Here is a 24,687-nt window from a genome sequence, read left to right on the forward strand (position 1 = left end):
TAGCTTCCGGCCATGACGGCTTCTCGTTCTGTGAAGCGGGCGTTCAAGTACCGCTTCCACCCGACCGACGCACAGGCGGCGACCCTGTCCAGGACGTTCGGGTGCGTTCGGAAGGTCTACAACCTTGCCCTCGCTGCTCGCACCGAGGCTTGGACGGTCCGACAGGAGCGGGTGGGCTATCGGGAGACATCCGCGATGCTCACAGGATGGAAGAAGACCGAGGAACTGGCCTACCTGGCAGAGGTTTCGTCGGTCCCGCTCCAGGAGTCCCTGCGTCACCTGGACGCGGCGTTCGCACGCTTCTGGGGGAGCAGGTCGAAATACCCGCGCTTCAAGTCGAAGCGGAGGTCGAAGGCCTCGGCCCAGTACACCCGCTCTGCGTTCCGCTACAGCGGTGGAGAGCTGAGACTGGCGAAGTTGCCGGAACCACTGGACATCGTCTGGTCCCGGCCTCTGCCTGCCGGTGCTCAGCCGTCCACCGTCACGGTGTCGCGCGACAGCGCGGGACGCTGGTTTGTGTCCCTGCTCTGCGAGGACGTGCCCTCCCCCTTTCCCGCCACCACGGAAGCGGTGGGCATCGATGCCGGGCTTTCCGCCCTGCTCACTCTTTCCACCGGGGAGAAGCTGGAGAATCCCAGGCACGAGGAACGGGACCGCGCGAGGCTGGTGAAGTCCCAACGGGCTCTCGCCCGAAAGGAGAAGGGCAGCAACAACAGGGCGAAGGCGAGGTGCCGGGTGGCCCGGATCCACGCCCGCATCGCTGACAGGCGCAAGGACCACCTGCACAAACTGACGACTCGACTGGTGCGCGAGAACCAAACGCTCGTGGTCGAGGACCTGACAGTCCGCAGCATGGTCAAGAACCACAAGCTCGCCCGCGCCATCATGGATGCGGCGTGGGGCGAATTGAGGCGGATGCTGCACTACAAGGCCGCCTGGTACGGACGGGAACTGATCGTCGTCGACAGGTGGTTTCCCAGTTCGAAACTGTGCTCGACCTGTGGTGTGATGAATGAGTCGCTGCCCCTGAGCGTCCGTGAATGGACGTGTGACAGCTGTGGGACGACCCACGATCGGGACGAGAACGCAGCGATCAATCTTCTGGCCGTCGGGCTGGCGGTTTCTGCCTGTGGAGCGGGTGTCAGACCTCATCGGGAGTCCTCCTCTCGGTTCGGGGCGGTCCGTGGTGAAGCAGGAAGGCCCACCCGAAAGGGTGGGAGTCCCCTCCCCGTGGGGAGGGGAGATGTCAAAAGATCCTCGGGTCGGTGAAGGCGCCGCTGGCCAGCAGGTACACGTAGAAGTCGCACAGGGCCACGCTGATCAGGGAGGCCCACGCCAGCTGCATGTGGCGGGCGTTGAGGCGGCTGATCCAGCCCCAGAGCCGGTAGCGCACCGGGTGCTTCGAGAAGTGCTTGAGCCGGCCGCCCATGATGTGGCGGCAGGAGTGGCAGGACAGGGTGTAGGCCCAGATCAGCGTGATGTTGACCAGGAACAGCAGGGTCCCGAGGCCCATGTGGCCCCAGGCGTAGTGCTCGTCGCGGAAGGTCAGCACCGTGTCGTAGGTGAGGATGCCCGCGACCGGGACCGCCGCGTAGAAGAAGTACCGGTGCGCGTTCTGGAGGATCAGCGGGAAGCGGGTCTCGCCCGTGTACCTCGTGTGCGGTTCGGCGACGGCGCAGGCGGGCGGCGAGGCCCAGAAGCCCCGGTAGTAGGCCTTGCGGTAGTAGTAGCAGGTCAGCCGGAAGCCGAGCGGGAAGACCAGGATCAGCAGGGCGGGGGAGAGGCCCCACCAGCTGCCGAAGACCTCCCAGTTGGGCCCGCCCTTCATCGGGACGCAGTTCTCCGCGAGACACGGGGAGTAGAAGGGTGAGACGTACGGGGCCGCGTAGTAGTCGGCGTTCGCGAAGGCCCGCCAGGTCGAGTAGACGATGAAGGCGAACAGCCCGGCCGCGGTGCCGGCGGGGGCCAGCCACCACCGGTCGGTCCGCAGGTGCCGGGCCGTGATCGCGGCCCGTGAGGCGTCGTGGACGCCGCCGGGCCGCTGTCGGGGTCGTTCCGTTCCTGTGGCCAAAGAAGACTCCGGGAGGAGTGATGAGGGGTGCCCCGGGCGGTCCGGCCGCGGACGGCCGGACCGGACGGGGCGTGGGTGGACGCGGGTGCGGGACGGGCCGGCTCAGGGGGCGCGGCGGTCGCGGGCGCCCAGGCCCTCGTCGTCGGAGTCGGTCCACAGGGAGCTGTCGTACGGGGTGTCCGGGACCGTCACCATCCGGGACGGGTCCGGACCGGCCGCCGTCGTCGACGGCTTCTGCCGGGCGGCCTGCTGTTCCAGCCGCTCGACCTTGCGCGTCAGCTCGTCCAGGTTGCGCCGTACGGCACTCAGATCGTCTTGCAGGGACATGATTTGCCCTCACTTCCGCCAGGTGCGGTGGCAACGCTCATGTGCGCCTGCGAGTGTCGCGCTTCCCGTCCCCCGTTGTGAAGGGACGTGCAGCGATTGCGGGCGCGCAGGCGTGAACCGTGCGCCCCTCCCTGCCCCCCATTCTCATCCCTCTCCCGGGGGAACGCCTCCTGCCGCGCAAACGGGATTGGTCCGCACGGGTGGGGTTCGCGGCGTGGCGAGAGGCGGCTGCGAGGGGTGCGGCGGACCGTCGATTTCAGTGGGTTCCGGCAACCGGTGTGATCAGCTCCATATAGCGCCGAACGTGATCATGCTTCCCCCACGCCCCGCCCCGGAGGTACCACCCATGTCCCAGAGAAGGCGCAGGTCCTTGGCGCTCCTGACCTCGGGAGTCCTCGCACTGCCGCTGCTCACGGGCTGCGGCGCGGGTGACGACGAGGGCGGTCAGGCCGCCGCAGGACAGGACATCGCCACGACCACCCGCGACAAGGTCGCGGACGGGGGTGTGCTGCGCTGGGCGGTGGACGCGCTCCCGGAAACCCTCAACACCTTCCAGGCCGACGCGGACGCCACCACCAACAGGATCGCCGGCGCCGTGCTGCCCCAGCTCTTCGTGCTGGACGCCAAGGGGCGGCCGGTGGTCAACCCGGACTATCTGGAGAAGGCCGAGGTCATCGAGCGGGAGCCGAAGCAGGTCGTCCAGTACAAGCTGAACCAGAAGGCGGTCTGGAGCGACGGGCGCGAGATCGGCGCCGCCGACTTCGTGGCGCAGTGGCGGGCTCTGAACGGCAAGGACTCGGCGTACTGGACGGCGCGCAACGCCGGCTACGACCGGATCGAGAAGATCGAGAAGGGCAAGACCGACCTGGAGGTCAGGGTCACCTTCAACAAGCCGTACGCCGACTGGCGCGCCCTCTTCACCCCGCTCTACCCCAAGCAGGTCACCGGTACCCCGGAGGCCTTCAACGAGGGCGCCCGCGGCGCGCTGAAGATCACCGCGGGACCCTTCGGGCTGGGCGCGGTCGACAAGAAGTCCGGAACCGTAGCCCTGACCCGCAACGCGCGCTGGTGGGGCCGTCCGGCCAAGCTGGACACGCTGGTCCTGACGGCGGTCCCGCGGGCCGAGCGCCCGGCGGCGCTGGCCGCCGGGAAGCTCGATCTGGCGGAGATCGACCGGGCCGGGGCCGACCGGATCGCACTGGCCCGCCGGGACGCGGCCGCCAAGAGCGGCCCGGGCGCGGGCGGCGCCCCGGCCCACGGCCCGGGAGCCGCGCTGACGCCGGCGCAGGCCACGCTGTCCTGGGCGACCGCCTTCGGGGCGGACGAGGAGAAGGCGGCGGCGGAGACGGAGAGCCGCCAGAAGCACCTCGCCTCGGTGAAGCAGTACGCGCAGGAGCAGACGGCGCTGAAGGCCTTCACGGTGCGCAAGTCCCTGGAGCCGGCCTACACCCAGCTCGCGATGAACGGGGCCTCCGGCCCGCTGGCGGACGAGCGGGTGCGCCGCGCGGTTGCCCGCGCCCTGGACCGCCAGGCGCTGGCCGAGGTCGTGCTGAAGCCGCTCGGCCTGCCCGCGAAGCCGGTCGGCAGCCACCTGGCCCTGGCCGGGCAGCGGGCGTACGCCGACAACAGCGACGCGCTCGGCGGCCTGGACACCCGGGCGGCGCAGGCCCTGTTCACGGACGCCGGCTGGCGCAAGGGCGGCAAGCTCACCGAGCCCGTGGGCGCCAAGGCCGGCCCGGAGAGCGCGCCGCAGGACGACTCGAAGACCCCGTCGGGCCCGGGCACCGGAAACGACGGGCTCTACATCGTGGGCCAGGACGACGGGGCCAACGGAGAGCTTCGGCCGGCGGCCGCGGACCTCACGGGGGCCGGCACCGCCCTCACGCGCACCCGGGCCGGGGACGAGCCGTCCCCGGTGCTGGCCCCGGCCCCCTTCGGGGCCCGGCAGCAGGAGTCCCTGCTCGCCCAGGCGGCCCGGGTCGCCCGGGACGCCCGGGCGGAGGCCGCCGAGGACGACGACAAGGGGGTCCCGGCCCGCGAGGGCGAGGCGGCCGATCCCGCCCAGGCCTCCCCGGCCCCGGCCCCCGCCAAGCAGCCCGTCCGCACCTCCGGCAGCATGCTCGCCAAGGACGGGAAGGCGCTGAGCCTGCGCTTCGTCCTCCCCGCGGGCCCCGGCTCGCAGTCCCTGCGCACGGTCGGCGAGCGGATCGCCGGGATGCTCCGCAAGGTCGGGGTGAACACCGAGACGATCAAGGTGGCCGACGAGAGCTTCTTCAAGGACCACATCGCCTCCGGTCAGTACGACCTGGCCCTGTACTCCTGGCCCGCGACGGCCTACCCGGCCACCGACGCCCGGCCCATCTTCGCCAAGCCGGAGCCGGCCGCGGACGGCTCGCTCCTCGTCGAACAGAACTACACACGGGTCGGTACCGATCACATCGACCAGCTGTTCGACCAGGCCCTCGGGGAACTGGACGAGGAGCAGTCCCGTGAGCTGATGCGCAAGGCGGACGCCCGGATCTGGGCCGCGGCCGGCTCCATCCCCCTCTTCCAGCGCCCGGAGCTGGTGGCGGTCAAGCCGGGCCTCGCCAACGCCGGCGCCTTCGGCCTCGGTGCCCCTCGCTACCAGGACATCGGCTGGAAGAAGGCGACGGCGGCGAAGGACAAGAAGAAGTAGCGCGGGCGAAGAAGTGGTGACAAAGCGGTGCCTGTCTGGTTGACCGCAGGGCCACAAGCTCAGATGTGACTCAAGTCCCTTGCCCGCCGGATCCTCCGGCGGGCAAGGTCGTGCGTACCCGTTGACCCGCGCGATTACCAGCAGGAACGGCGGTCGAGCCACCCCACGCAGCGCTCGGCCGCACTCATTCGTCCGGCCTCTTGACAGACCCCCCGGCAGGCGGTTCCCGCCACGCGACGTACCATGGGGTAAGGCCGTGGCAGGTTTTCGCCCGGCCGAGGCGCGCGTGCCGGACCGTACGCGACGCCATCCACGATCCCGGGAGAAGCGCCGAAGTGCCCACGCGCCACGACATCCGTAACGTCGCCATCGTCGCCCACGTCGACCATGGCAAGACGACCATCGTCGATGCCATGCTCAAGCAGGCCGGTGCCTTCGCCGCCCACCAGCAGCTCGACGACCGCATGATGGACTCGAACGACCTGGAGCGTGAGAAGGGCATCACGATCCTCGCCAAGAACACGGCGGTGAAGTATCACCCCAAGGACGGCGGGGCCCCGATCACGATCAACATCATCGACACCCCCGGCCACGCCGACTTCGGTGGTGAGGTCGAGCGCGGTCTGTCGATGGTGGACGCCGTCGTCCTGCTGGTGGACGCCTCCGAGGGTCCGCTGCCCCAGACCCGCTTCGTCCTGCGCAAGGCCCTGCAGGCGAACATGCCGGTCATCCTCTGCATCAACAAGACGGACCGCCCGGACTCCCGGATCGACGAGGTCGTCAACGACACGTACGACCTGTTCCTGGACCTGGACGCCACCGAGGACCAGATCGAGTTCCCGATCGTCTACGCCTGCGGCCGTGACGGCATCGCCTCGCTGACCAAGCCGGAGGACGGCACCGTCCCCGCGGACAGCGACAGCCTGGAGCCGTTCTTCTCCACGATCCTGGAGCACGTCCCGGCCCCGACGTACGACGACGAGGCCCCGCTGCAGGCCCACGTCACCAACCTCGACGCCGACAACTTCCTCGGCCGCATCGCGCTCCTGCGCGTCGAGCAGGGCGAGCTGCGCAAGGGCCAGACGGTCGCGTGGATCAAGCGTGACGGCTCGATCTCCAACGTCCGCATCACCGAGCTGATGATGACCGAGGCGCTCACCCGCAAGCCGGCCGAGGTGGCGGGCCCGGGTGACATCTGCGCGGTCGCCGGTATCCCCGACATCATGATCGGTGAGACCCTGGCCGACCCGGAGAACCCGATCGCGCTCCCGCTGATCTCGGTCGACGAGCCGGCGATCTCCATGACCATCGGTACGAACACCTCCCCGATGGTCGGCCGCGGCGGCACCGGCAAGGGCGCGGACGCCAAGTCCGCGGTCAAGGACCGCAAGGTCACCGCCCGCCAGGTCAAGGACCGCCTGGACCGTGAGCTCATCGGTAACGTCTCGCTCCGCGTCCTCGACACCGAGCGCCCGGACGCCTGGGAGGTCCAGGGCCGCGGTGAGCTCGCGCTCGCCATCCTGGTCGAGCAGATGCGCCGCGAGGGCTTCGAGCTCACCATCGGCAAGCCGCAGGTCGTCACGCAGGAGATCGACGGCAAGGTGCACGAGCCGGTCGAGCGCATGACGGTCGACGTCCCCGAGGAGCACATGGGTGCGGTCACGCAGCTCATGGGTGTCCGCAAGGGCCGCATGGACAACATGTCGAACCACGGCTCCGGTTGGGTCCGCATGGAGTTCGTCGTCCCGTCGCGCGGTCTCATCGGCTTCCGTACGGAGTTCCTGACGAACACCCGCGGTACCGGTATCGCCCACTCGATCCACGAGGGCCACGAGCCGTGGTTCGGCCAGCTGGTGACCCGTAACAACGGCTCCCTGGTCGCCGACCGCTCCGGTGCGGTCACGCCGTTCGCGATGATCAACCTGCAGGAGCGCGGCGTCCTGTTCACCGAGCCCGGTACCGAGGTGTACGAGGGCATGATCGTCGGCGAGAACTCGCGCTCCGACGACATGGACGTGAACATCACCAAGGAGAAGAAGCTCACCAACATGCGTGCGGCTTCCGCGGACAACACGGAGAACGTGATCCCGCCGCGCAAGCTGTCGCTGGAGCAGTCCCTGGAGTTCTGCCGCGACGACGAGTGCGTCGAGGTGACCCCGGAGGCCGTCCGCATCCGCAAGGTCGTCCTGGACCAGAAGGAGCGCTCGCGCACCGCGTCGCGCGCCAAGTCCGCCAAGTAACAACAGCCGTACGGCCGTTCGCCCGGGTTTGCTCGGGCGGCGGCCCCGGCGGGCGCAGTCGGCCGCAGGGCCCTGGTAGTGCAGCAGCCCCTCTCTTCACGGAGTCCGTGAAGAGAGGGGCTGTTCGCGTCTGTCAAGCGGATTTTTGCGTTCAGGTGTCCGCATACCGACCGTGACGCTCCGGATGATGAGCCAACCGTCCGTTTCGCACGTGTCTGTCTCCTATCCGTTTGTCCGGATTTCGGGTTTCTGACGCGGATCGATGTTGTGAAAACGAGACCACTTAAGTGTGGTTTACGGCCTGACCGTCCCTGAGGATGGCTCCATTGAGCTCGGGTCAATGGGTCACGCGATGTGGGGATCGCGCCGACTCACGAGCACACTACGGGCACGGAAATGCTCGCCGTCAGGGGTGTCGGCGAGGTTTTTGGGCCCCTCAAGTCGATCAGTGGACTCATGAGGAGGAAACCCATGCGCGGTGCCAAGAGCGCCAAGTGGGTCGTGGGCGCGGTTGTCGTCGCCCTGGCCGCTACCGCCTGTGGCGGCGGTGACGGTGACAGCAAGGACAAGAGCAGCGCCGACGGTGGCGTGTTCCGGCTCGGCAGCACCGAGCCGGACACCATCGACCCGGGGCGTGCCCACGAGTCCACCGGCGTGCTGCTGGCCAACGCTCTGTTCACCGGCCTGTACGGCAACACGCCGGACGGCCTGGCCGAGCCGCAGCTCGCCGAGTCGGCGACGTCCGACGAGGGTTGCACCTCCTGGACCTTCAAGATCAAGCCCGACACCAAGTTCTCCAACGGCGAGGTCGTCGACGCCGAGGCGTTCGCCCGTGGCTGGGCCCGTGCCGCGCACAAGGCCGCCGCGTCCGACGTGGCGTACCACTTCGCCGGCATCAAGGGTTACGCCGAGCTGCAGGACGGCTCCGCCAAGACCTTCTCCGGTGTCACCACCCCGGACCCGACCACCATCAAGGTGGACCTGTCCAAGGCGGACTGCGAGTTCGTCCTGAAGACGGCGCACAACGCCTACAGCCCGGTCCCGAAGGTCGCCAAGGTCGGCGAAGAGGACAAGGCGTTCGGCGAGGCCCCCATCGGCAACGGTCCGTTCAAGATGGACGGCACGTGGGAGCACAACAAGGCGATCAACCTCGTCCGTAACGACACCTACGGGCTGGAGAAGGCGTCCCTGGGCAAGGTCCAGGTCACCCTCCTCAACGACAAGACCGCGCAGCAGCTCGAGTACGACGGCTTCCAGGCCGGCACCTTCGACTACGCGCACATCCCGACGCCGATGCTCAAGACGGCCGAGGCGAAGTACAAGCCGCAGAACAAGTGGTTCGCCAAGGACACCAACGGCATGAACTTCGTTCTGCCGATCGGTGACAACGGTCCGACGAACAACAAGGACGCCCGTCTGGCGATCTCCTACGCGATCGACCGTCAGGCCATCGCCAAGGGTGTCTTCCAGGGCTTCCAGACCCCGTCGACCACCATCGTGCCGCCGTCGTTCCCGAAGGCGTACCAGAAGGACCTGTGCGTCTCCTGCATCAAGCAGGACGTCGCCAAGGCGAAGGAGCACGCCGAGAAGGGCGGCCTGAAGCCGGGTACCGAGATCAAGTTCAGCTTCAACACCGGTGCGGGCCACGAAGAGTGGGTCCAGGCCATCGCGAAGCAGCTCGAGGACGTTCTCGGCGTCAAGGTCAAGCTGGACGGCAAGGACTTCCCGGGCATGCTCAAGGAGCAGCAGGGTGGCGGCGCCACCGGTATCTACCGCTTCGCGTGGGGCGCGGACTACCCGACCCCGGAGAACTTCCTGTTCCCGCTGCTGCACTCGACGTCGATGAACAAGGACGCCGAGGGCAACGTGACCGGTGACAACCGCGTCCGTTACAACAACCCCGAGTTCGACAAGCTGATCGACACGGCCCGCGCCACCAAGGACGAGGCCGCTCGCATCACGATGTACAAGCAGGCCGAGAAGATGGCCATGGAGGACATGGCCCTCATCCCGACCTTCAACCGTTCCCAGTTCCGCCTGATGGCGACGGACAAGTTCAACGGTCTGGACGACATCAACTTCAACGAGGACCCGATCCTCGAGAAGATCTCGCTCAAGAAGTAATCGGTTCGGACGGTATATCCGTCAGGAGCGAACGCGCCGCGGCCCCCGGGTGACCGGTGGGCCGCGGCCTCGCTCGGCAGGCCGTTTTTACTTCGGCACCCCTCACATCCGCGGGCAATCCCCGCAGGCCGAGAGCCGGCCCGTTCCTTGGGCCGGAGGCCGCTGCTCCCAGAAGCGGCCAGGTAGAGAGGCACAAACATGGGAAGGTACGTCGCCCGTCGCCTCGGGCAGATGGTCATAGTCCTCATCGGCGCGACCATGGTTCTGTTCGCGTGTCTGTTCGTTCTCCCCGGTGATCCCGTGGGTTCGATCGCGGGCAGCGACAAGGCACGTGACCCTGCAGTGGTCGCGGAACTCAAGGAGCGTTACGGGCTCGACAAGTCGCTGCCCGAGCAGTACGTGAACTATGTCGCGAAGGTCGCGACCGGAGACCTCGGTGAGGACTTCATCCAGCGGCGCGAGGTTTCCGAAATCCTCGGCCCGAAGCTGCAGAACACCGCGAAGCTGGCCCTGCTGGCCATCGTTCTCGTCACGGGGTTCGGTATGGGCGTGGGAATCATCTCCGCGCTCTACAGATACAGCATGCTGGACATGACCACGACATTTTTTACGACGATGGCGGTCGGCTTCCCGACCTTCGTCATCGGCATGCTGCTCAAGAAGTACTTTGCCGTCGAACTCGGCTGGTTCCCCCCGATGAGCGGGGATCAGCTCGACGGCATGATCCTTCCCGCAGTGACCCTCGCCATCACCGACATCGCCTTCGTCGCCCGCCTCACCCGCGGCACGATGCTCGAGGTGCTGCGCGCGGACTACGTGAAGACGGCCGTGGCCAAGGGACTTCCGCGCCGGCGCGTGCTGTTCAAGCACGTGCTCCGCAACTCGTCCATCCCCGTGGTCACCTACCTCGGCATCTCGTTCGGCGGACTCCTCGGTGGTGCGCTCATCACTGAGGCGATCTTCAACTGGGACGGTGTCGGTCTGGCACTGGTTCAGGCGATTCAGCAGCAGAACAACCCGATCGTGGTCGGCGTCGTGACGTACAGCGTCGCCATCTTCGTCGTCCTCAGCCTCATCGTGGACCTGCTGTACGCGGCCCTCGACCCGCGTATCCGCCTCAGCTGACCGCCCCCAAGGAGGATTTCCTCATGTCTGAGCTCGCAACGAGCCCGGCGATCGGGGACGAGAACCCCGTGTCGTCCGCTTCGGCCAAGGCCGAACCCGCACCCAAGCAACTGACCCAGTGGGGCGAGATCCGCCACCGCTTCGTTCAGAACAAGCTGGCCGTCGTCGGCCTCGTGATCATCACCCTGCTGTTCCTGACCGCCATCTTCGGGGACATGCTCGCCCCGTTCGACCCCGGTGCGCAGGACCTGGAGAAGACCCTCGTCGCGCCCAACGGCACCCACTGGATGGGTACCGACGCCCTGGGCCGCGACATGTTCTCGCGTCTCATAGCCGGTACCCGCGTGGCCATGTTCGTCGGCCTCGCCTCGATCTTCTTCGCGGTGCTGATCGGTGTCATCCTCGGTGCCATCGCCGGCTACTTCCCCGGCTTCGCCGACACCCTCGTCATGCGCATCGCGGACGTCTTCCTCGCGTTCCCGCTGATGATCGGTGCCATCGTCATCATCCTGGTCACCGGCCGTGGCATCACCCCGGTGATCATCTCGCTCGCGATCTTCTCGTGGGCCACCGTGGCCAGGCTCCTGCGCAGCTCGATCCTGTCCGTGCGCGAGATGGACTACGTCCACGCGGCCAAGGCGCTGGGCGCCAGCGGCTGGCGCGTCGTCCGCACGCACATCCTGCCCAACTCGCTGACCGCCGTGCTGGTCTACGCGACCTTCAACGTCGGCACCACGATCGTCGGCGTCGCGGCGCTCTCCTTCCTCGGCGCCGGCGTCCCCGTCGACGTCCCCGAGTGGGGCAACATGCTCGCGGCCGGCCAGGGCTTCATCGGCGTCAACGACTACCTGTGGTACTTCCCCAGCCTCTTCGTCGTCGTCACCGTGCTCGGCTTCGCCTTCGTCGGCGACGGCCTGCGTGACGCACTCGACCCGAAGCTCCGGTAGGGCCGCCCGATGCCCCGAGACAACATCAGCAAGCAGGACGAAGGTGGCGGCGTGACCACGTCGGAGATTCTCAGCGTTGCGGAGACGGGCGGCGGATCCGCCGTGCCGCTGCTGGAGGTGGACAACCTCCAGGTCGAGTTCAAGACCCGTGACGGGGTCGCCAAGGCCGTCAACGGCGTGAGCTACAGCGTCAGCGCCGGCGAGACCCTCGCCGTGCTCGGCGAGTCCGGCTCCGGCAAGTCCGTCACGGCTCAGGCCATCATGGGCATCCTCGACAGCCCGCCCGGACGGGTCGCCGGCGGCGAGGTGCGCTTCCACGGCAAGGACATCCTCAAGATGTCCGACGAGGAGCGCCGCAAGCTCCGCGGCGACAAGATGGCGATGATCTTCCAGGACGCGCTGTCCTCCCTGAACCCGGTCTACTCGGTGGGCGACCAGCTCGGCGAGATGTTCCGGGTCCACCGGGGGATGTCCAAGAAGGACTCGAAGCTCAAGGCCATCGAGCTCATGGAGCGCGTGAAGATCCCCGCCGCCAAGGCGCGCGTGGGTGACTACCCGCACCAGTTCTCCGGCGGTATGCGCCAGCGCATCATGATCGCCATGGCGCTGGCCCTGGAGCCCGACCTGATCATCGCCGACGAGCCGACCACGGCCCTCGACGTGACGGTCCAGGCGCAGGTCATGGACCTGCTCGCGGAACTCCAGCGCGAGATGAACATGGGCCTGATCCTGATCACCCACGACCTCGGCGTCGTCGCCGACGTCGCGGACAAGATCGCGGTCATGTACGCGGGCCGGATCGTTGAGACCGCCCCGGTCCACGAGATCTACAAGCGCCCGTCCCACCCGTACACCCGCGGCCTGCTGGACTCGATCCCGCGCCTGGACCAGAAGGGCCAGGAGCTCTACGCGATCAAGGGTCTGCCGCCGAACCTGCTGCGCATTCCCACGGGTTGCGCCTTCAGCCCCCGCTGCCCGAAGGCGCAGGACATCTGCCGCACCGAGATCCCGGTGCTGCACGCGGTCACCGAGCAGGACGGCACCGAACTGCCCGGCCGCGGCAGCGCGTGCCACTTCTGGAAGGACCAGATCCATGGCTGAGCTCACCAAGAACGCCACCGAGCGCGAGCCGATCCTCCAGGTCCGTAACCTGGTCAAGCACTTCCCGCTGACCCAGGGCATCCTGTTCAAGAAGCAGGTCGGCGCGGTCAAGGCCGTCGACGGGGTCTCCTTCGACCTCTACCACGGCGAGACCCTCGGCATCGTGGGCGAGTCCGGCTGTGGCAAGTCCACGGTCGCCAAGCTCCTGATGAACCTGGAGCGCGCCACCGCGGGCGAGGTCTTCTACAAGGGCCAGGACATCACCAAGCTGTCCGGCCGCGCGCTGAAGGCCGTCCGCCGCAACATCCAGATGGTCTTCCAGGACCCGTACACCTCGCTGAACCCGCGCATGACGGTCGGCGACATCATCGGGGAGACCTTCGAGATCCACCCCGAGGTGGCCCCGAAGGGCGACCGGCGCCGCAAGGTCCAGGAGCTCCTGGACGTCGTGGGCCTGAACCCGGAGTACATCAACCGCTACCCGCACCAGTTCTCCGGCGGTCAGCGCCAGCGCATCGGCATCGCCCGCGGCCTCGCCCTGCAGCCCGAGATCATCATCTGCGACGAGCCGGTCTCCGCGCTCGACGTGTCGGTGCAGGCCCAGGTCATCAACCTGATGGAGAAGCTGCAGGACGAGTTCAACCTCTCCTACCTCTTCATCGCGCACGACCTCTCGATCGTCCGGCACATCTCGGACCGCGTGGGCGTCATGTACCTGGGCAAGATGGCCGAGATCGGCACCGACGCCGAGATCTACGAGCACCCGACCCACCCGTACACCCAGGCGCTGCTCTCCGCCGTCCCGGTCCCGGACCCGGACGCGCGCGAGGGCCGCGAGCGGATCATCCTCACCGGTGACGTCCCGTCCCCGGCCAACCCGCCGTCGGGCTGCCGCTTCCGCACCCGCTGCTGGAAGGCCCAGGACAAGTGCTCCACCGAGGAGCCGCTGCTGGCGATCCCGGAGCGCTTCAAGGGCGTGAACACCCTGGCCGCGCACGAGTCCGCGTGCCACTTCGCCGAGGAGAAGGCCATCCTGGCCGTCTGACCGACGCGTTCGTCACGAACGGCCGGTCCCCGGTGCCCCACGGCGCCGGGGACCGGCCGTTCTCGTCTCCGCTCCGGGGCCCGGGGGGAAACCGGTTGCGCCCCCTTGAGCCGGGGCCGGAGAGTGACGGCATGACCCTCACCGTTCGGCCCGCCGGGCCCGGGGACGCGGCCGACATCTGCGCCCTCCTCAATGCCGTCGACCTGATCGAGATAGGCCGCCCGGAGACCGATCTCGGCACCGTCGAGTCCGACCTCAACGCTCCGGACGTGGACCTGGCCACCGATTCCTGGCTCGCGCACCAGGACGGCCGGCTCGTGGCCTACGCCCTCGTGTGGGCGGACTCCGGTCCGGGCCGCGTCGACGGGGACCACTACGTACTGCCCGGCCACGACGAGGCCGCCGTCCTGCTGCTGGAGCGCATGGAGGCCCGGGCCACGGAGCTGACCGGCGGTCAGGGCGTGCTGAGGATGCAGCTCAACGTGAAGCCCACCCTCGACCTGACCCTCCTGACCGGGCGCGGCTACCGCACCGTCCGCCGCTACCAGGTCATGACCCGTTCCCTGGCACCGGCCGCCGACCCGGCGCCGGCCCCGCCGGCCGGGCTCGCCCTGCGCCACTGCGGCGACGACGAGGCCGACCGTCACCGGGCGCACGCCCTGGTCGAGCGGACCTTCGCCGCGCACTTCGGCCATGTGGACCGCCCGTACGAGACCTGGCTCGACCACGTGGAGGGCCGCAATCTCGACTGGTCCCTGGTGTGGATCGCGAGCCTGCCCGGCCACGGGGACGTGGCCGTGCTGCTCACCCGGGACGACCGCACGAGCATGGCCTGGGTCAGCCACCTCGGCGTGGCGAAGGAGGTACGGGGCCGCGGTCTCGGCGGCTTCCTGCTGCGCCACTGCTTCGCCGTCTACGCGCAGCGCGGCCGGGACCGCGTGGGCCTCGGCGTGGACACCCACAACGAGACCGGCGCGCTCGCCCTGTACGAGGCGCACGGCATGGGCCTGCACTACGCGGTCGACTCGTGGGAGCTTTCGTTGCACCCCCAGGGGTGACAGGGGCGGGACGCGCGGGTGCAATCGGTCCAAGGATGAGTGTGCAGGACCCCACATAGGGTGACATTGGCCCCTAAGCGAGTCTTGGGATCCATAGGAGGCACTCCATGCGCGGAGCCACCCACGCCAAGTGGGCCGCATGTGCGGTGGCCGTCGCCCTCGTGGCGACGGCCTGCGGCGGCGGTAGCGACAGCGGCGGAGGCGGCGAGGCGGGAATCGTCAGCTCCTCGTGGGGCGACCCGCAGAACCCGCTGGAGCCCGCCAACACCAACGAGGTGCAGGGCGGCAAGGTGCTCGACATGCTCTTCCGGGGCCTCAAGCGCTACGACCCGAAGACGGGCGAGGCCCTCGACATGGTCGCCGAGAAGATCGAGACGACGGACAGTCAGAACTTCACCATCACGCTGAAGGACGGCTGGAAGTTCAGCAACGACGAGCCGGTCACCGCGCAGTCCTTCGTCGACGCCTGGAACTACGGCGCGGACGTGCGCAACAAGCAGAACAACTCGCCGTTCTTCTCCGACATCGTCGGCTACGCGGACGTCCACCCCGCCTCCGGCGAGCCCAAGGCCAAGACGATGTCCGGACTGGTCGTCAAGGACGACAAGACCTTCACGGTCGCCCTGAAGAACAAGTTCTCCACGTGGCCCGAGACCCTCGGCTACCAGGCCTTCTCCCCGCTGCCCAAGGCCTTCTTCACCGACCACGCCGGCTGGCTGAACCAGCCGATCGGCAACGGCCCGTACACGGTGGACTCGTACACCAAGGGCACCGGCATGAAGCTGCGCAAGTGGGACACCTATCCCGGTCCGGACAAGGCGCAGAACGGCGGTGTCGACCTGAAGGTCTACACCGACAACAACACCGCCTACACCGACCTGATCTCCGGCAACCTCGACCTCGTCGACGACGTGCCCGCGCAGCAGCTGAAGAACGTCAAGAACGACCTGGGCGACCGGTACATCAACCAGCCCGCCCTGATCATCCAGACCCTCACCTTCCCGCTGTACGACCCGCAGTGGAGCAAGGAGGGCATGGAGAACGTCCGCCGCGGGATCTCGATGGCCATCAACCGCGACGAGATCACCAAGCAGATCTTCCGCGAGACCCGCACCCCGGCCAAGGACTGGACCTCCCCGGCCCTCGGCGAGAAGGGCGGCTTCTCCGCCACCGTCTGCGGCGACGCCTGCGTCTACGACCCGGCCGCGGCCAAGAAGCTCATCACGGACGCCGGCGGACTCCCCGGCGGCAAGGTCACGCTGACCTCCAACGTGGACACCGGCTCGCACCGCGACTGGATGGACGCCGTCTGCAACAGCATCAACAACGCGCTCGGCGAAGGCCCGGTCTGCACGGTCAACCCGATCGGCACCTTCGCCGACTTCCGCAACCAGCAGAGCAGCTTCAAGCTGACCGGCCCCTTCCGATCCGGCTGGCAGGCCGACTACCCCCTCATCCAGAACTTCCTCCAGCCCCTCTACTACACCGGGGCCTCCTCCAACTACGGGAAGTTCAGCAACGCGGACTTCGACAAGCTCGTCGACGAGGCCAACCAGGAGAGCGACCCGGCCAAGGCCATCGCGAAGTTCCAGGACTCCGAGAAGATCCTCGCCGCGCAGATGCCGGCCATCCCGCTCTGGTACCAGAACGGCAGCGCGGGCTACGCCGAGCGGCTCTCGGACGTGGCGCTCAACCAGTTCAGCGTCCCCGTGTACGACCAGATCAAGGTCGGCTGACCCGCGTTTCGGATCGATCCTGGAGCAGTCCATGGGACGTTATGTGATCCGGCGGCTGCTCCAGATGATCCCGGTGTTCATCGGCAGCACGTTCCTGATCTTCTTCATGGTGTACGCGCTCGGTGACCCGGTCGCGGCCCTCTTCGGCGACAAGGCGCCCGACCCGGCCACCGCCGCGCGCATCCGCAAGGACCTCTACCTCGACCGCCCCCTGTGGGAGCAGTACGTCCACTACATGGGCCAGATCTTCCAGGGCGACTTCGGCACGGCCTTCAACGGCCAGCCCGTCACCGAGCTGATGGCCTCGGCCTTCCCCGTCACCCTGCGCCTGACCCTGGTCGCGATCTTCTTCGAGATCGTCATCGGCATCACCCTCGGCGTGCTCAGCGGCCTGCGCCGCGGCAAGTCCGTCGACACCACCGTGCTGGTGCTCACCCTCGTCGTCATCTCCGTACCGACGTTCGTGACGGGCTATCTGCTCCAGTACCTCTTCGGCGTCAAATGGGGCTGGGTGCGGCCGACCGTCTCCCCGGACGCCCCCCTGAACGAGCTGATCCTGCCCGGCATCGTGCTCGCGCTGGTCTCCCTCGCCTACGTCACCCGGCTCTCACGCACCTCCATCGCCGAGAACGCCAAGGCCGACTACGTGCGCACCGCCGTCGCCAAGGGCCTGCCGCGCCGCCGGGTCGTCACCCGCCACCTGCTGCGCAACTCGCTCATCCCCGTCATCACCTTCATCGGCACCGACATCGGCGCCCTGATGGGCGGTGCCATCGTCACCGAGCGGATCTTCAACATCCACGGCGTCGGATACCAGCTCTACCAGGGCATCCTGCGGAACAACTCCCCGACGGTGGTCGGCTTCGTGACCATCCTCGTCATCGTCTTCCTGCTGGCCAACCTGCTCGTCGACCTGCTCTACGCGGTCCTGGACCCGAGGATCCGTTATGCCTGACCCCGAGCGTCCCGAAGGGCCCGGCGGCTACGATCCCGTCGGCCCCCGCCCGCACGAGGCGGTATCCCCGACGGGCCAGGGGGGACCCATAGACCTGGCCATCGAGGCGGCCGAGAGCGTCGAGGGCATCGAGAAGACGGCCGCGCCGGGCGGGACCGGCCCCGGCGAGCTGTACCCATCAGCCGCCTCCGGCGGACGGGCCCGCTCGCTGTGGTCCGACGCCTGGCACCAGCTGCGCCGCAACCCCGTCTTCGTCATCTCCTCGCTGATGATCCTCTTCCTCGTGATCATCTCGATCTGGCCGCAGCTCATCGCGAGCGGCGACCCGCTGCAGTGCGACCTGTCCAAGTCCCAGCAGGGCTCCTCCCCGGGGCACCCCTTCGGCTACGACACCCAGGGCTGCGACGTGTACACCCGCACCGTCTACGGGGCCCGCGCCTCCATCACCGTGGGCGTCTGCGCCACCCTCGGCGCCGCCCTGCTCGGCTCGCTGCTCGGCGGGCTCGCCGGGTTCTTCGGCGGCTGGGGCGACGCGCTGCTCTCCCGGGTCGCCGACATCTTCTTCGGCATCCCCGTGGTCCTCGGCGGCCTGGTCTTCCTGTCCGTGGTCACCAGCACCACCGTCTGGCCGGTGGTCGGCTTCATCGTGCTCCTCGGCTGGCCGCAGATCGCCCGCATCGGGCGCGGCTCCGTCATCACCGCCAAACACAACGACTACGTCCAGGCGGCCCGGGCCCTCGGTGCGGGCAACGGCCGGATGATGCTCCGGCACGTGGCGCCCAATGCCATCGCCCCCGTCATCGTCGTCGCCACCATCGCGCTCGGCACGTACATCGCCCTGGAGGCCACCCTGTCCTTCCTCGGCGTCGGCCTGCGCCCGCCCACCGTCTCCTGGGGCATCGACATCTCCAACGCGGCCTCCCAGATCCGCAACGCCCCGCACATGCTGCTCTGGCCGGCTGGCGCACTGAGCCTGACCGTCCTCGCCTTCATCATGCTCGGCGACGCGGTGCGCGACGCCCTCGATCCCAAGCTGCGCTGAGGAGCCCCGCACATGCTGCTCGAAGTCCGCGACCTGCACGTGGAATTCAAGACGCGCGACGGAGTCGCCAAGGCCGTCAACGGCGTCAACTACTCGGTGGCCGAGGGCGAGACGCTCGCCGTGCTCGGCGAGTCGGGCTCGGGCAAGTCGGTCACCGCCCAGGCCGTGATGGGCATCCTCGACATGCCGCCGGGCCGGATCGCGGGCGGCGAGATCCTCTTCAAGGGCAAGGACCTCCTCGCGATGAAGGAGGAGGAGCGGCGCAGGATCCGCGGCGCCGAGATGGCGATGATCTTCCAGGACGCCCTCTCCTCCCTCAACCCGGTCCTGAGCGTGGGCGCGCAGCTCGGCGAGATGTACGAGGTGCACCGCGGGATGTCCCGCAAGGACTCCCGGGGCAAGGCCGTCGAGCTGATGGACCGGGTGAAGATCCCGGCGGCGAAGGAGCGGGTGGGGGACTACCCGCACCAGTTCTCGGGCGGCATGCGCCAGCGCATCATGATCGCGATGGCGCTGGCCCTGGAACCCTCGCTGATCATCGCGGACGAGCCGACGACGGCCCTGGACGTCACCGTCCAGGCCCAGGTGATGGACCTGCTGGCCGAGCTCCAGCGGGAGCTGAACATGGGCCTCATCCTGATCACCCACGACCTGGGCGTGGTCGCGGACGTGGCCGACAAGATCGCGGTCATGTACGCGGGCCGGATCGTCGAGGCGGCTCCGGTCCACGAGATCTACCGGGCGCCCGCACACCCGTACACCCGTGGCCTGCTGGACTCCATCCCGCGTCTGGACCAGAAGGGCCAGGAGCTGTACGCGATCAAGGGGCTGCCGCCGAACCTGGTGGCCATCCCGCCCGGCTGCGCCTTCAACCCGCGCTGCCCGATGGCGCAGGCGGTGTGCCGCACCGACGTCCCGCCGCTGTACCGGGTGACCGAGTCCCCGGTGGAGCGGACCAGCGCCTGCCACTTCTGGAAGGAATGCCTCCATGGCTGAGTCCCTGCTGGAAGTGAAGGACCTGGTCAAGCACTACCCGCTGACCCGGGGAATCCTGTTGAAGAAGCAGGTGGGCGCGGTCAAGGCGGTCGACGGGGTCTCCTTCGGCCTGCGCGCCGGCGAGACCCTCGGCATCGTGGGCGAGTCCGGCTGCGGGAAGTCCACCGTGGCCAAGATGCTGGTCAATCTGGAGCGGCCGACGGCGGGCTCGATCTCGTACAAGGGCGAGGACATCACCAAACTGTCGGGGCGCGCGCTGAAGGCCGTGCGCCGCAACATCCAGATGGTCTTCCAGGACCCGTACACCTCGCTGAACCCGCGCATGACGGTCGGCGACATCATCGGGGAGCCGTACGAGATCCATCCCGAGGTGGCTCCCAGGGGCAACCGCCGGCAGAAGGTCCAGGAGCTCCTCGACGTCGTCGGTCTGAACCCGGAGTACATCAACCGCTACCCGCACCAGTTCTCCGGCGGTCAGCGCCAGCGCATCGGCATCGCCCGCGGCCTCGCCCTGCAGCCCGAGATCATCGTCGCCGACGAGCCCGTCTCGGCCCTGGACGTCTCCGTCCAGGCCCAGGTGATCAACCTGCTGGACCGGCTGCAGAGCGACTTCGACCTGTCCTACGTCTTCATCGCGCACGACCTCTCGATCGTCCGGCACATCTCCGACCGGGTGGGCGTCATGTACCTGGGCCGGATCGTCGAGATCGGCACCGACAGCCAGATCTACGACCACCCGACCCACCCGTACACCCAGGCGCTGCTCTCCGCCGTCCCGGTCCCGGACCCGCAGGCCCGATCCCGCCGCGAGCGGATCATCCTCACCGGGGACGTGCCCTCCCCGGCCAACCCGCCCTCGGGCTGCCCCTTCCGCACCCGCTGCTGGAAGGCCGAGCCCCGCTGCACGGCGGAGGTCCCGCTGCTCGCGGTCCCGCAGGTGTTCCCCTCCGGTCCGGCGGCCCACCCCTCGGCCTGTCACTTCGCGGCGGAGAAACAGGTGGTCCCGCCATCGGACCAGCCGCCGCCGGGCCCGCCACCGGCGGATCCGCTGACGAAGGAGTAGCCGCCGACCGATCATTTCCGGCCACCACGGTGCGTCAACCGGGGGAGCGGTGCCACCCCAGGCAACTCCGTTTACGTGCGGGCAACTTGACCGTTTCTGCCCCGAGATCTGAGGCGTGCAGCCTGGATGCCGTGCGGCCGTGCGGGTGCCGACAGCCGGCCGGGGAGGCGTGCAGCCTCACCGGCCGGCCTCCCCGTGCCCCCACTCATGCGCGGCATGCGCCCCTCGTGCTGCCGGATTTCGATCGATGCGCTGGTACGGATAGTTATGATCCGTAGCGCACGGTGGGTATGACTCCTGCCGAGCACGAATACGCGTACCGATGTCCGCTCGACGTGGAGGTGAAACGCCGTGGCACTCTCGATCTCCGCCGTGGTGCTGCTGGCGATCATCGTCTTCCTGCTGGTCCGAAGGGCGGGCCTGAAGGCGGGACATGCGGTGGTCTGCGTACTGCTCGGCTTCTACCTGGCGAGTTCCACCATCGCCCCGACGCTCAGCCAGCTCACCTCGAACGTGGCGAGCATGATCAGTGGCCTCAAGTTCTAGGTCCCGCCTCGTAGGCTAGGCCCCATGAACGGTCTTCCCGCCCGTCGTCTGCTCCTCGTGCACGCGCACCCCGACGACGAGTCCATCAACAACGGCGTCACCATGGCCAAGTACGCGGCCGAGGGCGCCCACGTCGCGTTGGTGACCTGCACCCTGGGCGAGGAGGGTGAGGTCATCCCGCCCGGGCTCGCCCACCTGGCGGCCGACCGTGACGACACCCTCGGCGCCCACCGCGTCGGCGAGCTCGCCGCGGCCATGGCGGAACTGGGCGTCCACGACCACCGGTTCCTGGGCGGCCCCGGCCGCTTCCGGGACTCCGGGATGATGGGCGCCCCGCAGAACCACCGGCCGGAGGCCTTCTGGTCCGCCGACGTGGACGAGGCCGCCGCGTACCTCGTGGAGGTCATCCGGGAGCTGCGGCCGCAGGTGCTCGTCACCTATGACCCGGACGGCGGATACGGGCACCCCGACCACATCCAGGCCCACCGGGTCGCCATGCGCGCCGCCGAACTGGCCGCGGAGACCGCGTACCGGCGCGACCTCGGCGCGCCCCACACGGTCGGGAAGATCTACTGGAACCGCGTCCCGCGCTCGGTGGTCGAGGAGGGCTTCGCCCGGCTGCGCGCCGCCGGGGGCGAGCTGCCCTTCCCCGCGGTGGGCTCGCCCGGGGACGTGCCGGGAGTCGTCGCCGACGAGCGGATCACCACCGAGATCGAGGCCAAGGACACCCTCGTGGCGGCGAAGGCGGCCGCCATGCGGGCCCATGCCACCCAGATCGCCGTGGACGGGCCCTTCTTCGCCCTCTCCAACGACCTGGCGCAGCCGCTGTTCACCCGCGAGTACTACGAACTCGTCGAAGGCCGGCCGGGCGCCCCGGCGGGCGAGCGCGAACACGACCTCTTCGCGGGGGTGGAGGCATGAGCGGCACGGTCACGCCCGGCCGGATCGCCGGCTGCCTGGGCATGCTGGTCCTGGGCGCGCTGACCGGCGCGGCCGGCTGGCTGGTGGTCGGCCTCTGGTTCCCCGGCGGTCTGCTGCTCGCCCTGCTGGCCGTCCTCGGGCTGTTCCTCGGGGGCCGGATCGCCCTCGGGACCGGCTTCGGGGTGGGCGGCGCCGCGGTCGGCTGGTTCCTCTCCTACGTGATGCTCAGCGTTCCGCGCCCCGAGGGGGACTTCCTCCTCGGTTCGTCCGGAATCGGCGTGTACGTCTACCTTTTGGGTGGAACTGTTCTCGCTGTGATGTGTGCCACGATGCGCGGTCCGCTGGATCGGCCGGTTTCGGCCGCCCGGTCTGCCAAGTGACGTGGTGTCGGACCTCGTAGGGAGATTCGCCGAGGAGGGCGCGCGCGTGCATGCCGGGCACTTCAGAGGGGTTTGACGGGGGCTATCAGGAACCGCTGATTCCCGCCAGTCAGTTGCCCGCGGGCGGCGGCCAGTATGGTGGACGGGCCGCCGAGCTGCCCGCGCACGGTATGACGGGCGGTGGAGCCAACCGGGAGAACCTGCCTTGAGTCGTGAAACCGACAGTTCGTCCTCCGGGCCCAAGGGGCACGGTGGAGCCGCTTACCCCTCGGGTACACCGCCGTACGGAACCGGCCAGTACCCGTCCACGGACGCTGCGGCGACCGCTCCGGAGGAGAACGCTGTGACCTCGAAGCCGTCCACGCCCGACTCCGACGGGCCCAAGACCGAGACCACCCTGACGACCCGGATCCGGATCAACATCCCGGGCTCGCGGCCGATCCCGCCGGTGGTCGTGCGCAAGGCGATGGGCAACAGCGCCGGCCCGGCCGACGCCGACGAGCGGACCGGACCGGAACCGACGCCCGAGCCGGCCTCCCCGCCGCCGCTCGCGCAGCGGCGCGGGCCGCAGCCGACCCGCATCGAGGCCGCCCCGGAGCCGGCAGGCGCCCCCGCGCCCGCCCCGGCGGCCGAGGCCGAGGAGCCGGCCAGCAACTGGTTCGCCCCCCGCAAGCAGGCCAACCCGGCCCCGGCACCCGCACCGGCCCCCGCCGCGGACCGGACGCCGCCGGCGGCGGCCGCCCCGCCGCTCGCGCAGCGGCCCCTGCCCACCCGGACGCCGTCCCCGACGCCGATCCCGACGCCCACGCCGCCGCCGGCCGCGCGGGGCGGTGGCTTCGCCGCGCCGCAGCGCACCCAGGCCCCGCCGGTGCCCGGACCGGACGCCGGCTTCGCCCCGCCGCGCACCACGCCGCCGCCCGGTGTCCCGGACTACAGCCAGGGCTTCGCCCAGGCCTCCGCATCCGCCCCCACGGCCCCGATGCCCGGCGGCCCGGGCGTCGGGACGACCCAGGGGTTCCCCGCGTACGGGGGCGACCAGGAGGACACCGGACCCGTCACCGAGGCGTTCCCGGCCTACGGCGCCGGCCCCGCCGGACCCACCGGCGGCCCCGGCTTCGGCACCGGCCCCGTCGGCGGCCCGGCCGGCGCGGCCGTCTTCGACGACGCCCCGCAGTGGCCCGGTCCCGACCTGGACGGCCCGCTGGCGACCCCGGCCCCGGCTCCCGCAGCCCCCCGCCCCGCGGCCGCGCCGCCCAAGGACACCGGCAAGGCCGCCGGCAAGCCCGCCAAGAAGGGCCGCTCCAAGCTGGTCCTGCTCGGCGGCGGCGTCATCGCCCTCATCGGCGTGGCCTACGGCGCCGGGCTGCTCCTGAACCACTCCGACGTCCCCAAGGGCACCACCGTCCTCGGCGTCGACATCAGCGGCAGCCGCGACGAGGCCGTCTCCAAGCTCCAGACCGCCTTCGGCAGCCGCGCCGCCGCCCCGATCCAGCTCAGCGTCGGCGGCAAGCCGGTAGAGCTGAAGCCCGAGAAGGCCGGCCTGACGCTGGACGCCCAGACCACCGTCCGCAACGCGGCCGGCAGCGACTACAACCCGATCACGGTCATCGGCTCGCTCCTCGGCAACGAGCGGGTCGCCGACCCCGTGATGCCGACCGACGAGGAGAAGCTCCAGGTCGCGCTGCAGGAGCTCGCGGGCACCTCCGGTACGGCCACCGAGGGCACGATCAAGTTCGACACCGGCAAGGCCGTCGCCGTCCCCGGCACCCCCGGCACCACCCTCGACGTGGACGCCTCGGTCCAGCTGGTGGCCAAGTCCTTCAAGGAGCAGGTCGCCACCGGCAAGGCGGCCGTGGCCGAACTGCCGACCACCACCAAGGCGCCGGTCATCGGCCAGGCCGAACTCGACCGGGCCATGAAGGAGTTCGCCGAGCCCGCGATGTCCGCCAACGCCACCGTCAAGGTGGGCACCAAGTCCATCGCATTCGGCGCCCGGTCCCTGCCCAAGATCCTGAGCATGCAGCTCGTCGACGGCCGCCTCGTCGAGAAGTTCGACCTGGAGGCGCTCAAGGCGACCTACGGGAACACCTTCGACGGGATCCTGATCACCCGCGGCACCGGCGAGAAGACCGCCGTCACCCCGCAGGACATCGTCGGCGCCCTCGGCAAGGCCCTGCGCGGCAAGACCACGGCCGAACGCACCGTGGTCGTCGACACCAACCCGAGCTGACCGGCCCCGTCCGGACCGGCCGACCGGTGCCCCCGCCCGTACCCCGGGCGGGGGCACTGTCATGTCCGCCGCATGACATCCGTCATGCGGCACGCACGACGCC

General features: G+C 69.2%; 20 protein-coding genes. 18 read left to right on the forward strand and 2 right to left on the reverse strand.

Translation table 11 applies throughout. From position 1 onward, the window contains the following. Positions 1 to 12 precede the first annotated feature (12 nt). Positions 13 to 1,269, forward strand: coding sequence for an RNA-guided endonuclease InsQ/TnpB family protein (locus tag ACXNSR_RS25105; protein ID WP_458637713.1), 1,257 nt, complete (start codon positions 13 to 15; stop codon positions 1,267 to 1,269). Here ACXNSR_RS25105 and ACXNSR_RS25110 read toward each other — a convergent pair. Then, a complete protein-coding gene (locus ACXNSR_RS25110) occupies positions 1,247 to 2,071 on the reverse strand; it encodes a hypothetical protein (protein WP_458637714.1) in 825 nt (274 codons plus the stop codon). The genes ACXNSR_RS25105 and ACXNSR_RS25110 overlap by 23 nt on opposite strands. Before the next feature lie 102 nt (positions 2,072 to 2,173). Then, positions 2,174 to 2,398 carry a hypothetical protein gene (locus tag ACXNSR_RS25115; protein WP_030385851.1) on the reverse strand — a complete coding sequence of 75 codons (225 nt, stop codon included), beginning with the start codon at positions 2,396 to 2,398 and terminating at the stop codon, positions 2,174 to 2,176. 346 nt (positions 2,399 to 2,744) lie between these two features. On the opposite strand from ACXNSR_RS25115, the gene ACXNSR_RS25120 reads away from it, so the two are divergent. The 17 genes from ACXNSR_RS25120 (at position 2,745) to ACXNSR_RS25200 (ending at position 24,584) form a co-directional block, all read left to right on the forward strand. Beyond that, a complete protein-coding gene (locus ACXNSR_RS25120) occupies positions 2,745 to 5,075 on the forward strand; it encodes an ABC transporter family substrate-binding protein (RefSeq protein ID WP_458637715.1) in 2,331 nt (776 codons plus the stop codon). A gap of 335 nt (positions 5,076 to 5,410) precedes the next feature. Continuing rightward, positions 5,411 to 7,315 carry a translational GTPase TypA gene (gene typA / locus ACXNSR_RS25125; RefSeq protein ID WP_458637716.1) on the forward strand — a complete coding sequence of 635 codons (1,905 nt, stop codon included), beginning with the start codon at positions 5,411 to 5,413 and terminating at the stop codon, positions 7,313 to 7,315. Between the two features lie 471 nt (positions 7,316 to 7,786). Next, positions 7,787 to 9,439, forward strand: coding sequence for a peptide ABC transporter substrate-binding protein (locus ACXNSR_RS25130; RefSeq protein WP_458637717.1), 1,653 nt, complete (start codon positions 7,787 to 7,789; stop codon positions 9,437 to 9,439). A 231-nt stretch (positions 9,440 to 9,670) separates the two neighbouring features. Beyond that, positions 9,671 to 10,564, forward strand: a complete 894-nt coding sequence (locus ACXNSR_RS25135) for an ABC transporter permease (protein WP_458637718.1) — start codon at positions 9,671 to 9,673, stop codon at positions 10,562 to 10,564. A gap of 23 nt (positions 10,565 to 10,587) precedes the next feature. Then, positions 10,588 to 11,511, forward strand: coding sequence for an ABC transporter permease (locus ACXNSR_RS25140; RefSeq protein ID WP_458637719.1), 924 nt, complete (start codon positions 10,588 to 10,590; stop codon positions 11,509 to 11,511). 9 nt (positions 11,512 to 11,520) lie between these two features. Next, complete coding sequence (locus ACXNSR_RS25145; RefSeq protein ID WP_458637720.1) at positions 11,521 to 12,612, forward strand: ABC transporter ATP-binding protein; 1,092 nt, start codon at positions 11,521 to 11,523, stop codon at positions 12,610 to 12,612. Further along, positions 12,605 to 13,657, forward strand: coding sequence for an ABC transporter ATP-binding protein (locus tag ACXNSR_RS25150; RefSeq protein WP_458637721.1), 1,053 nt, complete (start codon positions 12,605 to 12,607; stop codon positions 13,655 to 13,657). The genes ACXNSR_RS25145 and ACXNSR_RS25150 overlap by 8 nt, the downstream gene beginning before the upstream one ends. A 131-nt stretch (positions 13,658 to 13,788) precedes the next feature. Then, entirely contained in the window at positions 13,789 to 14,715 is a 927-nt protein-coding gene (locus tag ACXNSR_RS25155; RefSeq protein ID WP_458637722.1) for a GNAT family N-acetyltransferase, read from the forward strand. A gap of 107 nt (positions 14,716 to 14,822) precedes the next feature. Continuing rightward, positions 14,823 to 16,451 carry a peptide ABC transporter substrate-binding protein gene (locus ACXNSR_RS25160; RefSeq protein ID WP_458637723.1) on the forward strand — a complete coding sequence of 543 codons (1,629 nt, stop codon included), beginning with the start codon at positions 14,823 to 14,825 and terminating at the stop codon, positions 16,449 to 16,451. A gap of 31 nt (positions 16,452 to 16,482) precedes the next feature. Further along, on the forward strand, positions 16,483 to 17,406 hold the full coding sequence (locus ACXNSR_RS25165; RefSeq protein WP_458637724.1) for an ABC transporter permease: 924 nt from the start codon (positions 16,483 to 16,485) through the stop codon (positions 17,404 to 17,406). Next, positions 17,399 to 18,448 carry an ABC transporter permease gene (locus ACXNSR_RS25170; RefSeq protein ID WP_458637725.1) on the forward strand — a complete coding sequence of 350 codons (1,050 nt, stop codon included), beginning with the start codon at positions 17,399 to 17,401 and terminating at the stop codon, positions 18,446 to 18,448. The genes ACXNSR_RS25165 and ACXNSR_RS25170 overlap by 8 nt, the downstream gene beginning before the upstream one ends. A 12-nt stretch (positions 18,449 to 18,460) precedes the next feature. Beyond that, a complete protein-coding gene (locus ACXNSR_RS25175) occupies positions 18,461 to 19,444 on the forward strand; it encodes an ABC transporter ATP-binding protein (RefSeq protein ID WP_458637726.1) in 984 nt (327 codons plus the stop codon). After that, the gene (locus ACXNSR_RS25180) at positions 19,437 to 20,507 is read left to right on the forward strand and encodes an ABC transporter ATP-binding protein (RefSeq protein ID WP_458637727.1); all 1,071 of its coding nucleotides are present in this window, start codon (positions 19,437 to 19,439) and stop codon (positions 20,505 to 20,507) included. The genes ACXNSR_RS25175 and ACXNSR_RS25180 overlap by 8 nt, the downstream gene beginning before the upstream one ends. 351 nt (positions 20,508 to 20,858) lie before the next feature. Further along, positions 20,859 to 21,053 carry a hypothetical protein gene (locus tag ACXNSR_RS25185; RefSeq protein ID WP_030012369.1) on the forward strand — a complete coding sequence of 65 codons (195 nt, stop codon included), beginning with the start codon at positions 20,859 to 20,861 and terminating at the stop codon, positions 21,051 to 21,053. Between the two features lie 24 nt (positions 21,054 to 21,077). Beyond that, complete coding sequence (gene mshB, locus ACXNSR_RS25190; RefSeq protein WP_458637728.1) at positions 21,078 to 21,974, forward strand: N-acetyl-1-D-myo-inositol-2-amino-2-deoxy-alpha-D-glucopyranoside deacetylase; 897 nt, start codon at positions 21,078 to 21,080, stop codon at positions 21,972 to 21,974. Then, on the forward strand, positions 21,971 to 22,354 hold the full coding sequence (locus tag ACXNSR_RS25195) for a DUF6113 family protein (protein WP_458637729.1): 384 nt from the start codon (positions 21,971 to 21,973) through the stop codon (positions 22,352 to 22,354). Before mshB ends, ACXNSR_RS25195 begins: the two co-directional genes overlap by 4 nt. 343 nt (positions 22,355 to 22,697) lie before the next feature. Then, entirely contained in the window at positions 22,698 to 24,584 is a 1,887-nt protein-coding gene (locus tag ACXNSR_RS25200; RefSeq protein WP_458637730.1) for a peptidoglycan binding domain-containing protein, read from the forward strand. Positions 24,585 to 24,687 lie beyond the last annotated feature (103 nt).

The organism is Streptomyces sp. NC-S4 (genome assembly GCF_054353315.1).

What these genes read in the sequence shown, in the direction of transcription:
- ACXNSR_RS25105 (WP_458637713.1), top strand. Translation starts at nt 13, where the DNA reads ATGACGGCTTCTCGTTCTGTGAAGCGGGCGTTCAAGTACCGCTTCCAC.
- ACXNSR_RS25115 (WP_030385851.1), bottom strand. Translation starts at nt 2,398, where the DNA reads ATGTCCCTGCAAGACGATCTGAGTGCCGTACGGCGCAACCTGGACGAG.
- ACXNSR_RS25120 (WP_458637715.1), top strand. Translation starts at nt 2,745, where the DNA reads ATGTCCCAGAGAAGGCGCAGGTCCTTGGCGCTCCTGACCTCGGGAGTC.
- ACXNSR_RS25130 (WP_458637717.1), top strand. Translation starts at nt 7,787, where the DNA reads ATGCGCGGTGCCAAGAGCGCCAAGTGGGTCGTGGGCGCGGTTGTCGTC.
- ACXNSR_RS25135 (WP_458637718.1), top strand. Translation starts at nt 9,671, where the DNA reads ATGGTCATAGTCCTCATCGGCGCGACCATGGTTCTGTTCGCGTGTCTG.
- ACXNSR_RS25140 (WP_458637719.1), top strand. Translation starts at nt 10,588, where the DNA reads ATGTCTGAGCTCGCAACGAGCCCGGCGATCGGGGACGAGAACCCCGTG.
- ACXNSR_RS25145 (WP_458637720.1), top strand. Translation starts at nt 11,521, where the DNA reads ATGCCCCGAGACAACATCAGCAAGCAGGACGAAGGTGGCGGCGTGACC.
- ACXNSR_RS25150 (WP_458637721.1), top strand. Translation starts at nt 12,605, where the DNA reads ATGGCTGAGCTCACCAAGAACGCCACCGAGCGCGAGCCGATCCTCCAG.
- ACXNSR_RS25155 (WP_458637722.1), top strand. Translation starts at nt 13,789, where the DNA reads ATGACCCTCACCGTTCGGCCCGCCGGGCCCGGGGACGCGGCCGACATC.
- ACXNSR_RS25160 (WP_458637723.1), top strand. Translation starts at nt 14,823, where the DNA reads ATGCGCGGAGCCACCCACGCCAAGTGGGCCGCATGTGCGGTGGCCGTC.
- ACXNSR_RS25165 (WP_458637724.1), top strand. Translation starts at nt 16,483, where the DNA reads ATGGGACGTTATGTGATCCGGCGGCTGCTCCAGATGATCCCGGTGTTC.
- ACXNSR_RS25170 (WP_458637725.1), top strand. Translation starts at nt 17,399, where the DNA reads ATGCCTGACCCCGAGCGTCCCGAAGGGCCCGGCGGCTACGATCCCGTC.
- ACXNSR_RS25175 (WP_458637726.1), top strand. Translation starts at nt 18,461, where the DNA reads ATGCTGCTCGAAGTCCGCGACCTGCACGTGGAATTCAAGACGCGCGAC.
- ACXNSR_RS25180 (WP_458637727.1), top strand. Translation starts at nt 19,437, where the DNA reads ATGGCTGAGTCCCTGCTGGAAGTGAAGGACCTGGTCAAGCACTACCCG.
- mshB (WP_458637728.1), top strand. Translation starts at nt 21,078, where the DNA reads ATGAACGGTCTTCCCGCCCGTCGTCTGCTCCTCGTGCACGCGCACCCC.
- ACXNSR_RS25195 (WP_458637729.1), top strand. Translation starts at nt 21,971, where the DNA reads ATGAGCGGCACGGTCACGCCCGGCCGGATCGCCGGCTGCCTGGGCATG.